Annotated in this window: 9 protein-coding genes and 2 pseudogenes; 4 read left to right on the forward strand and 7 right to left on the reverse strand. The window is 72.9% G+C overall.

Translation table 11 applies throughout. The features are described 5' to 3' along the window. Positions 1–182: 182 nt before the first annotated feature. Positions 183–1,979 (reverse strand): glutaminase A, encoded by a 1,797-nt coding sequence (gene glsA, locus BJF80_RS10710; protein ID WP_075813484.1) that lies wholly within the window; start codon positions 1,977–1,979, stop codon positions 183–185. 54 nt (positions 1,980–2,033) lie between these two features. On the opposite strand from glsA, the gene BJF80_RS10715 reads away from it, so the two are divergent. Then, on the forward strand, positions 2,034–3,191 hold the full coding sequence (locus BJF80_RS10715) for a hypothetical protein (protein ID WP_075813486.1): 1,158 nt from the start codon (positions 2,034–2,036) through the stop codon (positions 3,189–3,191). Here the strand turns inward: BJF80_RS10715 and BJF80_RS10720 are convergent. The 5 genes and pseudogenes from BJF80_RS10720 to BJF80_RS10740 form a co-directional block, all read right to left on the reverse strand. Further along, a pseudogene (locus BJF80_RS10720) lies at positions 3,183–5,179 on the reverse strand (BCCT family transporter). The gene BJF80_RS10715 and the pseudogene BJF80_RS10720 sit on opposite strands and share 9 nt — an antisense overlap. A 77-nt stretch (positions 5,180–5,256) precedes the next feature. Then, a pseudogene (locus BJF80_RS10725) lies at positions 5,257–6,764 on the reverse strand (SulP family inorganic anion transporter). A gap of 175 nt (positions 6,765–6,939) precedes the next feature. Next, positions 6,940–7,407, reverse strand: coding sequence for an SRPBCC family protein (locus tag BJF80_RS10730; RefSeq protein WP_075813488.1), 468 nt, complete (start codon positions 7,405–7,407; stop codon positions 6,940–6,942). Positions 7,408–7,671: 264 nt separating this feature from the next. Beyond that, positions 7,672–8,133, reverse strand: coding sequence for an SRPBCC family protein (locus tag BJF80_RS10735; RefSeq protein WP_075813490.1), 462 nt, complete (start codon positions 8,131–8,133; stop codon positions 7,672–7,674). A 122-nt stretch (positions 8,134–8,255) separates the two neighbouring features. Continuing rightward, positions 8,256–9,173: an EamA family transporter gene (locus BJF80_RS10740; RefSeq protein WP_083673609.1), complete on the reverse strand. Its 918-nt coding sequence runs from the start codon at positions 9,171–9,173 to the stop codon at positions 8,256–8,258. A gap of 68 nt (positions 9,174–9,241) precedes the next feature. Here BJF80_RS10740 and BJF80_RS20210 point away from each other — a divergent pair, with 68 nt between their 5' ends. The 3 genes from BJF80_RS20210 (at position 9,242) to BJF80_RS10750 (ending at position 10,516) form a co-directional block, all read left to right on the forward strand. After that, positions 9,242–9,421: a LysR family transcriptional regulator gene (locus BJF80_RS20210; protein ID WP_237767548.1), complete on the forward strand. Its 180-nt coding sequence runs from the start codon at positions 9,242–9,244 to the stop codon at positions 9,419–9,421. After that, positions 9,388–10,110 (forward strand): LysR substrate-binding domain-containing protein, encoded by a 723-nt coding sequence (locus BJF80_RS10745; RefSeq protein ID WP_237767549.1) that lies wholly within the window; start codon positions 9,388–9,390, stop codon positions 10,108–10,110. The genes BJF80_RS20210 and BJF80_RS10745 overlap by 34 nt, the downstream gene beginning before the upstream one ends. 112 nt (positions 10,111–10,222) lie before the next feature. After that, a complete protein-coding gene (locus tag BJF80_RS10750; protein WP_158068522.1) occupies positions 10,223–10,516 on the forward strand; it encodes an antitoxin in 294 nt (97 codons plus the stop codon). An 18-nt stretch (positions 10,517–10,534) separates the two neighbouring features. Here the strand turns inward: BJF80_RS10750 and BJF80_RS10755 are convergent, their stop codons facing one another. After that, positions 10,535–11,434: a LysR family transcriptional regulator gene (locus tag BJF80_RS10755; protein ID WP_075813494.1), complete on the reverse strand. Its 900-nt coding sequence runs from the start codon at positions 11,432–11,434 to the stop codon at positions 10,535–10,537. Positions 11,435–11,475: the final 41 nt, after the last annotated feature.

An 11,475-nucleotide genomic window follows, 5' to 3' on the forward strand; every position in this document is an offset into this window, starting at 1 on the left:
GGCGTCACCACTGACGTGCTCCCCGACGGCACACCGGAAGGTATGCCGGTCCGGGCGCCGCGCTGCGTCCGGCCTCCCGCGACCGGCGAGTTACACCGGTGTAGTTCTCCACAGGATGTGCACATCCTGTGGACAACAGATCGATGCGATGGCCGGTCGGGCCCTCACCGGGTTCCGGGCCCTCAGCCCACCCGCACGGCGCTGCGGCGCAGCGCCCGGTCGGCGACGCGGTAGCCGTCGCGGGCGATCGCCCGCCAGATCTGCAGCGCCGCCGCCGGGTCCTCGGCGGTGATCCGTTCCAGGTCCGCCGCCGAGAGCACGAGCAGCTCCAGCTCCGTCTCGGCCCGGATCGTCGTCTCCTGCCGGTCCCGGGTGCCGAGGGCCAGCTCGCCGAAGGACGTGCCCGGCCCCAGCTGGACCAGCGTCGTCACCTCGCCGTCCGGCCCCCTGTCCTGGGCCACCGCCTGACCACGCACGATGACGTGGATCCCGGCGAAGTCGGTGCCCCCCGCGAGCACGACCTCCCCCGCCGGCACGACCTGCCGGGTCATCGCCGCGTCCAGCGCGGCCCGCCCCGTCTCGTCGAGGTCGCGCATGAGCGGGTGGTCCTCCACCGGGTCGAGCTCCTCGCGCGGGCCGCAGTAGGTGCGGATGAGCATCTGCTCGCACCACTCGATCGCCGACGGCAGGTCGGTGAACCGGGGCGAGGCCTCGTCGGTGCCCTCCGCCGGGTCGGGGATCACCCCGCTCGGGTCGACCGCGATCACCTCGCTGCCCTCCTCACGCAGCCGGTCGCGCAGCGCGAGCAGAGTCAGCCGGCTCACGTCGGCGATGTCGTTGACGTGCGTGAAGTCGAAGACCGCGAGCTCGGGGGCGTCCTCCACGACGGTCCGCACGATCTTCTCCGCGCCGGCGAAGAGCAGGTCGCCGTGCAGCTCGTAGACGACCGCCCGGTCCGCGACCCGGTCCAGCACCTCCTCGTCGGCACCCTGCCAGCGGGTGTTGGAGCGGGCGCTGGCCAGCGAGTAGCTGCTCCGCACGGCGTTGCGCGAGCCCCGGCTGACGTGCATGAGGTGCATCTCCATGTCGGTCGACATCCGTTCGAAGAGCGCGACGCCGCGGGCGCTGTTGCCGTGCGGGTCCAGCCGCGGCGAGAAGACCGCGATCCCCACCTGGCCCGGCAGCACGCCGATGATCCCGCCGCTCACCCCGCTCTTCGCCGGCATCCCGACGGCCGTCACCCAGTCTCCGGCGGCGTCATACATGCCGCACGTCGTCATCACCGAGAGCACGTGCTCCACGAGCGCGGGGTCCAGCACCTGCTCCCCGGTGCGCGGCTGCCGGCCCCCGTTGGCGAGGGTGGCCGCCATGAGCGCGAGGTCCCGGGTGTCGACGGCGACCGAGCACTGCCGGACGTACTGGTCGAGCACCTCTTCGGGATCCCCCTCGAGGATCCCGAACTCGCGCAGCATGTGCGCGATCGCCCGGTTGCGGTGGGCGGTGCCCAGCTCCGAGGAGTAGATGGAGGAGTCCAGCTCCAGCTCCCGCCCGGCGAAGCGGCCGTACCACTCGACCGCCCGCGCGAACCGCTCGTCCCCGGAGTCGCCCGCGACGAGCGAGGAGGCGGTGATCGCCCCGGCGTTGATCATCGGGTTCTTCGGCCGCCCGGTGTCCGGGGAGACGCTGATCTCGTTGAAGGCGTCGCCGGAGGGCTCGACGTCGACCTTGCGCGCGACGGCCTCGATCCCCTGGTCGTGCAGGCCGAGGGCATACGTGAACGGCTTGGACATCGACTGGATGCTGTAGCGGTGGTCGCTCTCGCCGACCTCGTAGACCTGGCCGTCGACGGTGGCGAGGCACAGCGAGAAGCGATCGGGGTCGGCCGCGGCGAGCTCGGGGATGTAGCCCGCGACCTCACCCCCGGCGTCGCCGCACTGGGCCACGATCTGCTCGAGATAGTCCTGCACCGGGTTGCGCATGTGCCTCCTCCTGACGTCCGACACCGTGAGCCTACGGGTGCCAGGATGGGGGGGATGGGAGCAGATCCGAGCCGGGTCGTCGACGCCGTCCGCCGGTATGCCGTCGCGGTCGACGCGCAGGTGCTCACCGGGCCGGGCGTGTGCTCGGGGCTCGGCGCCTGGCTGCTCCTGGCCCTCGTGGCCGGGAGCGGCCCGGCCCGGGCCGATGACGCGGCTGCGCTCGAGGAAGCGCTCGGCCTGCCCGCCGACGAGGCGGTGGAGGCGCTCACCGCGCTGCTGGACGACCCGCACCCGGCGGTCGCCGCGGCGGTCGCGCGCTGGGCCGACGCGGAGCGGCTCACCGAGGACTTCGCCGCGTGGTCGGTGCCCGACCGGGTCGAGGACGGGCCGCTGCCCGACCAGGAGGGCGCCGACCGATGGGCGAGCGAGCGGACCGACGGCCTCATCGAGCGCTTCCCGGTGCAGCTCACCGAGCTGACGCGGCTGGTCCTCGCCTCCGCGCTCGCGACCCGGATCTCCTGGAGCACCCCGCTCACCGAGCTCGAGGACGGCGGGCTGGGCACGGTGGGCAGCACCGCCCGGCACGTCGTCCTCGACACGCAGGCGGCGGGTCCGGTCGGGGTGGTCGCGCCACGGTCCACCTCGGGGCTGGCGGTCGTCAGCGTGATCGCCGACCCGCAGGTGCCTCGGGGGCAGGTGCTCGCCGCCGCGCACGAGGCGGCTGCGCAGATGACCACACGGCGCGCCCCGGCCGGTCTCGAGGTCACCCGGGACGGGCACGCCTGGACGGTCACCGAGCACCGCGAGACGCGCCCCTCCTTCCGGGACGTGATCGAGGAGTGGACCGGCTGGGTGCCTCCGTGGCGTCTCGTGAGCGACCACGACCTGACCACGGCCCCCGGCTTCGGGGCGGCGGCCGCGGCGCTCGAGGCGTTCGTGCTCCCCGCCGAGCGCCCGGCCGACTGCGAGGTCCGCCAGAGCGCGGTCGCGGCCTACACCGCGACCGGCTTCGAGGCGGCTGCGGTGACGGGTATGGCGGTCCGCGCGGCCGGGATGCCGCAGGAGCAGGAGGTGGTGGTCCGCCGGATCCACGTCCGCCTGGACCGGCCGCACGCCGTCGTGGCGGTGGCGCTCCACGACGGCAGCCCGTGGGACCGCCTCCCGATCTTCACCGCCTGGGTCGACCCGGGCGAGGTCGCCAGCTCAGCCTGAGGCGCCCCGACCTGTGGGCTCGGACTCCTGCGCCTCTTCGGCCTGCGGCGACGGGGCCGACCCGCCCTGGTCGAGGTACTCCTGCGACGAGGTGAACTCCGGGGTGTCGAAGACCTCCCCGGCCAGCGGGTCGTCGACCCGCTCCACCTCGGTCTGCCCGGTGCGTTCGTCGATGCGGACCTCGCTGCTGCTCAGCGGACGGTAGGAGACGACACGACCATCACCGTTGGTGTGCGGCGTGCTGTCCGGCTCGAAGCCGGCCAGGGTGGACGACACCGACCCCAGCTCCTCGCGGACGGTGCGGCGGCGACCCCGGGTGGCCGGCGGCGGCCCGCCCTCGACCAGGTCGGGCTCCTCGTGGGTGCCGCTCGGCATGACCTGCATGTAGTGCGGCATCGAGGCGACCTCGTGGCGGAACGCCCGCAGCAGCGAGACGCACGCCAGGACGAGGATGATCGAGAAGGGTGCGGCGGTCGAGATCGACAACGTCTGCAGCGCCGTCAGGGCGACGTCACCGCCCACGACGAGCAGCGCTGCCGCGGCGACGCCCTCCAGCACGGCCCAGTAGACCCGGGTGGTGACGGGGGTCTCGGTGCTGCCGCCCGAGGCGAGCATGTCGATGACCAGCGAGCCGGAGTCGGAGGAGGTGACGAAGAAGAGGATGACGACGCACATCGCCACGACGGACAGCACGGTGGTGAGAGCACCGGGCATCGACTCGAAGAACTGGAACAGCGCGGTGTCGCTGTTGAGCGTCAGGCCGCCCTCGCCGTCGCCGGTCGCCAGCGAGCCGGACTCCTGCTGGAAGAGGATGGCCGCGTCACCGAAGATCGTGAACCACACCAGGCTCGCCGCCGTCGGGGCGAGCAGGACGCCGAGGACGAACTCGCGAATGGTGCGGCCCCGGGAGATGCGGGCGATGAACATGCCGACGAAGGGCGCCCAGCTGGTCCACCAGCCCCAGTAGGCGATGGTCCACGCACCCTCCCAGCCGTCGCCGGAGAACGGGCCGACGTGCAGAGCCGTCTGCGGCAGCAGGCTGAGGTACTGTCCCGCGTTCTCCGGGATGGCCTTGAGCAGGAAAATCGTCGGGCCGAGGACGAAGACGATCAGCGCCATGAGGGCCGCGACCGACATGTTGATGTTGGACAGCCACTTCAGGCCCTTGTGCACGCCGGACACGACCGACCACACGGCGACCGCGGTGATGCCGCCGATGAGGCCGATGATGAGCCAGGTCGAGCGCTCGGCCCAGCCGAGGAACTCCAGCCCACCGAGGATCTGGCTGACGCCGAAGCCGAAGGAGGTCGCGACCCCGAAGAGGGTGCCCACGATCGCGACGGTGTCGATGGTATGCCCCATCCAGCCCTCGACCCGCTCGCGCCCGATGAGCGGCTCGAGCAGCCAGCGCACCGCGAGCGGGCGACCACGGCGGAAGGACATGTAGGCCAGCCCGAGACCCACCACCGCGTAGATCGCCCACGGGTGCAGCCCCCACTGCAGCATCATCAGCCCGACCGACTCCTGCGCGGCACCCATCGACTCCGGCGCGTTGCCGAAGGCTCCGGCGGGGCGATGTAGTGCCAGAGCGGCTCGGCGACACCGAAGAAGACCAGACCGATCCCCATACCCGCGCTGAAGAGCATGAGGAACCAGGAGACGACCCCGAACTCGGGCCGCTCGTGGTCACGGCCGAGCCGGATCCGGCCCACCCGGGAGACCGCGCAGTAGATGACGAAGCCGAGGAAGAGGTTGACGGCGATGACGTACCACCAGCCCACCCCGTCGGTGATGGCGGTGTTGAGCGAGGTGGTGGCGCTCTCCAGGGCGTCGCCGGCGGAGCGGGCGAAGACGATGGTGGCGATGATGAGGCCGAAGATGACGACCGAGGCCGGGATGAAGACCGGTTTGAGGATCGCCGACCACCCACCCCCGGGGCCGGTCGGCTCGGCCGGCGACTCCGGCGGGGACTGGGTGGGCGACGACATCGGCGGCTACCTCCTGAGGGACCTCGGACGCCCCTCAGTCTCGCGGAGCCGGGCGGACCTGTCGACCGCGCCGGTGATCACATGCTGCCGAGGTGCCCCGCGAGCTGCCGGTGCCGGGTGAGGCTGGAGTCGTTGAGGCCGCGGATGTCGACGGTGGTGCCGTGCGCGGCATACTTCCGCTCGATCGCGTCCAGGGCCGCGACGGTCGAGGCGTCCCAGATGTGGGAGTCGGTCATGTCGATGACGACGCTCCGCGGGTCGCCGGCGTAGTCGAACTGGTGCACCAGGTCGTTGCTGGAGGCGAAGAAGAGCTCGCCGACGACCTTGTAGGTCGCCACCTCGGGGTCGTCGTTCGGCACGCTGACCACCTGCGTGAAGTGCGCCACCCGACGGGCGAAGACCACCATGGCCGTAAGCACGCCGACGACCACGCCGATCGCCAGGTTGTGGGTCGCGACGGTGGTGGCGACGGTCGCGATCATGACGATGTTCTCGCTCTTGGGCATCCGGCGCAGCGTCGACGGCGCGATGCTGTGCCAGTCGAAGGTCGCGACCGAGACCATGATCATCACCGCGACGAGGGCGGCCATGGGGATGGATGCGACGAGGTCGCCGAGGACCACGACGAGGATCAGCAGGAAGACACCCGCGAGGAAGGTCGAGATCCGGGTGCGCGCGCCCGAGGCCTTGACGTTGACCATCGTCTGGCCGATCATCGCGCAGCCGCCCATGCCGCCGAAGAGGCCGGTGACGACGTTGGCGACACCCTGCCCCCAGCCCTCGCGGGTCTTGTCCGACCCGGTGTCGGTGATGTCGTCGACGAGCTTGGCGGTCATGAGCGACTCCATGAGGCCGACGAGCGCCATGGCGAGGGCATACGGAGCGATGATCTGCAGCGTCTCCCAGGTGAGCGGGACGTCCGGGACGACGAAGGAGGGCAGGCTGTCCGGCAGCTGCCCCTCGTCGCCGACGTCCGGCAGCCCCATCCGTGCGGTGAGCGCGAGCGTGGTGAGCGCCACGATCGCGACCAGCGGGGCGGGCACGGCCGTCGTGACGCGGGGCAGCGCCACCATGACGAGGATGCCGGCGGCCACCATGGGGTAGACCAGCCAGGGAACGCTGACCAGGTGCGGGATCTGCGCGGTGAAGATGAGGATGGCCAGCGCGTTGACGAAGCCGACCATGACCATCCGGGGGATGAAACGCATGAGCCGGGCGACGCCCGACAGGGAGAGCACGATCTGCAGCACGCCGGCGAGCAGCACGGTCGCGATGAGGTAGTCGAGGCCGTGCTCGCGGACGACCGGTGCGATGACCAGCGCGATCGCGCCGGTGGCCGCGGAGATCATCGCCCGGCGGCCGCCGACGATCGCGATCGTCACCGCCATCGTGAAGGACGCGAAGAGCCCGACGCGCGGGTCCACCCCGGCGATGACGGAGAACGAGATCGCCTCGGGGATGAGGGCCAGGGCGACGACGAGGCCGGCGAGCACCTCGTGCGCAGCCGGGCGGGCGAGCGCAGCGCGGCGCGCACCGAGTGCGGGTCGGAGGTGCTGGTGGTGGAGGGCGCGGGGGCAGGCAGCATGGACAGGGCGAGTCCTCGCAGGATCGTCGGTGGTGTCAGGGAGGTATGCCGCTGGTCCGGTCCGGGCGGGCGCCCACCGCCGGCGGCGCCACCAGTCTACCGTCGCGCCGCGACTCCCCCGCCCGCCGTCGTGCGCCGTCCTCCCGGCTCCGGCCCCGGGGCTGCTCCGTCGGCCTCAGCCGCGGGCGACCGCCACCTCCGCGAGCCGGTCCAGCGAGGCCTGCAGGTGGTCGGTGGTCGTGCTCCGTGCCTTGTCCATGCGGGACTCGTCGGTCAGCTCGCTCCAGTCGTAGACATGGGTGACGCGGCAGCGACCATCCCCCAGCGGCTCGACCTGCCAGCCCCACTCGTGCCCGGCCGGGTCCTGGCCCTCGCTCGCCGGACGCCACGCGACCCGGCGGCCCTCCTCGAAGGCCACGACGTGGTTGTCACGCACCTTGCCGTTGGTCAGCCGCATGGAGAAGACCTCGCCCACGGCCCGGATCCGCTCGCCGCCGACCACCTCGTCGAGGTTGTCGTTGCCGTCCCACTCCGGCTGGCGGCGCGGGTCGGCGATGAGCTCGAAGATCACCTCCGCCGGTGCCTCGACCTCGCGGCTGGCGGTGACGACGCGCTGCTCGGTCTGCGGTTGCTCGCTGCTCATGGACACCAGTCAACCGTCCCGGGCCGGTGCGCGTCGAGCGATGAGTCCGCGAAGGCGTGTCACACCCGGCACCGCGACGGTCACGGGGCGGCGATGGCCGAGCTCGTCACCCTGGTCATGGTGGACGGCCCGATCGACGACTCCTCTTTGCAGCAGCCAGCGGCTTCATGGGCGAGGTCTACGGGCAGCCCGCGGGCCGGCCGGCGGAGTTCGCCGCCGCGCTGCGTGAGCTGCTCGGCTGAACGAGCGTGCACCGCGATCGGGTCAGGCCTCGACGACCGCCTTCATCCGCTCCAGGGTGGTGCGCATGCCGCGGACGTTGGTGCGGCCGCGCAGCCTCCCGAGCAGCGCCCAGTAGATCCGCAGCGGCAGCATCGGCTCGAGCCGGTAGTACTCGGTCACGTCGGTGCCCCCACCGCTCGGCTCCAGCCGGTAGCCCCAGTTGTTGACGGCGACCGTCTTGGTGCCCACGGAGAACTCGAAGAGCCGCTCCGGCTCGCAGCGGGTGACCCGGCAGGCGGCCCAGTAGGTCGGGCCCACCCCGTTGCGCACGACCTTGCCGGCGAAGGTCGCGCCGACCTCGGGCCCGGTGAAGCCGCCGGTCCACCGCCCCGCCACCGTCTCGGGGCTGAACTCCCCGATCCGGGTGACATCGCTGACCAGCGCCCACACCTCTTCGGGCGGGGCGTCCATGTGCAGGGTGACCTCGTCGGTCAGGGGTCGCATCGATCCGCCTCCTCCGTCCCCGCTGAGCACGCTTGTGCCCAGCCTGGTGCCTGACCTCGCGACCCATGCGTGCCCCGGGGCACCGATGTGTCGCAAGGTGAGGCACCAGCATGCCCCACGGGTCAGCGACGGGCAGCCGGACGGGGTCTCGGGTCGGGCCGCGCCCCCCGACCAGCCATGGTCACCGCGTTGGCGACGACGATGACCGCCATGCCGACCCACTCGTGCAGCGCGAGCAGCTGGCCGAGCAGGACGACCCCGACGAGCGCGGCGAGCACCGGGTGGGCGCTCATCGCGATGCCGAAGACCCCGGCCGGCACCCGCCGCAGCACCAGCAGGTCGAGGGTGTAGGGCACGACCGTCGACAGGACGCCGGCGACGACGGCATACCCGAAGGCCGCGGTGGTGAAGCGGTCGGTGAGGCTGAGCCAGACCAGGACCGGGAGGTATGCCGTCGCCGAGACCGCGGTCGCGAGCGCGGTCCCCTGCACCCCCGGCAGCGCCGCGCCGACCGCGCGGTTGGCGAGGATGTAGCCCCCCCAGCAGGCCGCGGCAGCCAGACCGAAGGCGACGCCGAGGTAGTCGCTGCTCGGGCCGGGCAGCACGAGGACGTAGACACCGATCCCGGCCGCGACCGCGAGCGCGAGGTCGCGTGCCGACCGGGAGCCGAGCAGCGCCACCGCCAGCGGGCCGAGGAACTCCAGGGTCACCGCGAGACCGAGGCCGATCCGCTCGACCGCGGCGTAGAGCCCGAGGTTCATCCCGGCGAACATCGCCGCCAGCCAGACGACGCGCAACCACTGGGCCCGCGTCAGCCGCCGGACCTGCGGTCGGGTGAGCGGCAGCAGCACCGCGGAGGCCACGAGCTGGCGCACCGCGACCACCCCGGCGGGCCCGATCGCCGAGAACGCGTGGCTGCCCCAGGCGGCACCGACCTGCGTGCTGCCCGCGGCGGTGAGCATGAGCAGCACGTCGCGCGGGCTGGTGCGCGACGCGGGCGGGCGAACGGCGGCGGGAGCGGGGGGCTGGGTCACCGACATCCCCGCAGTCTCCAGCGCACGGACTCATACGAGAAATGCACGAGACCTGATCTGCATACACTTGTCGTATGCCTCTGGCCGACCTGTCGTTGCGCGACCTGCGCTCGTTCCTCGCCGTCGTCGACGAGGGCACCTTCACCGACGCCGCGATCGCGCTGCGGACCACGCAGCGTCGGTCTCGCGCCACGTGGGGGCGCTCGAGCAGGCGCTCGGCGTGCGGCTGCTGCAGCGTGGCGGCCGGGTCGTGACCCTCACCGTCGCCGGGCGTCGCGTCGTGGCGCACGCCCGCCGGTTGCAGGACGAGGCCGCCGGGTTGGTGCGGGCGGCCCAGGACGAGGGTGGCGAGGTCCGGGTCGGGTTCGCCTGGGCCGCGCTCGGCGTGCACACCGCGACCGTGCAGCGGGAGTGGGCCCGCCGCCACCCGGGCTCGGAGCTGACCTTCGTCAACAGCACGACGCGCTTCGCCGGCCTCACCGAGGGGATCGCCGAGGTCGCCGTCGTGCGCCGCGACCCCGGCGTCTCGCAGCTGGCGAGCGCGCTGCTCGGCCACGAGGACCGGATGGCGGCGCTGCCCGTCGAGCACGAGCTCGCGCGCCGCCGCAGCCTGCGGATGGCCGACTACGCGGGTCAGACCGTGGCCCTCGACGTCGCCACCGGCACGACGACCCCCGACCTCTGGACCCCGCAGCAGGCTCCCGGGTCCTACCGCGAGGTCCGGGGCACCGACGAGTGGCTCACCGCGATCGCGGCGGGCCGGGCGATCGGGCTGACCTCACAGGCGACGGCGGCGCAGTACTCCCGCACCGGGGTGGTCTTCCGCCGGGTCCGAGACGCGCCGACCGTGGCGGTCCACCTCATCTGGTGGCGGCAGGACCCGCCGGCCTGGCTCGACGAGCTGGTGGCCGTGATCCGCGAGACCTACGCGCGGACCGCCTGACCCGCCCCGTCGCCGCGGCGCTGCCCGAGCCGGCCTGAGCAGCAGCGGCGGGAAACTCCTGACCCGGCGGGGCGTTGACACACCTCGAGAGCAGTCCGACGAGAGGATGAGCATGCCCCGCAAGACCGCCGCGCTCGGCGCCGCCCTGGATGCGGCCCGCCGCTTCGCGCGCAAGAACCCGGACAAGACGCAGTCCTACCTGGACAAGGCCGCCGACTTCGCCGACCGGCAGACCAAGGGGAAGTACTCCTCGCAGATCCGCTCGGCCAGCGACAAGGCGAGCCAGGCGGCGCTCGGTCGGGACGGTCGCGACCCGGCGAGCGACCCGCAGGACCGCCCGGTCGAGGACGGGCGGGACACCGGCTCGACCAGCCGCACGCCGCCGCCCCCGCCGCCCTCCGCCTGAGCCGCTGACCGGGCGCGGTCAGCGGGCGGCGGCCGCCTCCCGGAGCGCCCCGAGCGCGGTCGCGATGCCCGGGTGGTCGGCGCTGCCACGACGGATGCCGGTCCGCAGGTAGCGCGCCGGAGCCGGATCACCGTGCAGTGGCACCCTGACCACCGGGTAGGCGGTGGGGATCTGGGCCAGGCGCGGCACGAGCGCGATGCCCAGGCCTGCCCCCACGAGCGCCGCGCCGGTGTCCCACTCCGCGGCGTAGTGCGCGACCGTCGGGGTGAAGCCGGCACCGGTGCAGGCGGTCTGGAGCAGCTCGTGGTAGGGCCGCCCCGGCCGGTCCATGATCCAGCGCTCCCCCGCGAGATCCCGCAGGGGCACCGACCCACGGTTCGCCAGCGGATCGCCCGCACGCACCAGGAGGTCGATCGGGTCCTCCAGCAGCGGGCGCTGCTCGAAGCGGCTGTCCGTGCTGGGCGGGAGGGTCGAGAGCGCCACGACGACGGCGACGTCGGCCCGCCCGCTGAGGAGCAGCTCGAAACACTCCTCGGGGTCGGCCTCGACGATCTGGACCTCGGCGCCGAGCTCGGCGTGGACGCGCGCCGCCACCTCGGGCAGGAGCGCCGAGGCGGCGGTCGAGAAGCCGGCCAGGCGCAGCACCCCGCCCCCGGTCTGCGCCACCCTGGCGACCTCGGCGCGGATCTGCTCCCACCGGCATACCAGGTCGTCGGTGCGGTCCAGGAGCACCTGCGCCGCGGGGCTGAGCCGCACGCCGCGCCCGTCGTGCACCAGCAGGTCGACCCCCAGCTCCCGGCCCAGGGTCCGCAGCTGCTGGGAGACCGCCGAGGGGGTATAGCTCAGGGCCTCGGCGGCACCCGTCACCGTGCCGCGCTGGGCCACCATCCGCAGCACCTGCAGGCGCCGGTCGATCATGCAGCCAGTGTGCACGACACCGTGCATTTTCCGGCGCTGGT

This window comes from Serinicoccus sp. CUA-874 (assembly GCF_001942225.1).
Taxonomy (GTDB): Bacteria; Actinomycetota; Actinomycetes; order Actinomycetales; family Dermatophilaceae; genus Ornithinicoccus; species Ornithinicoccus marinus.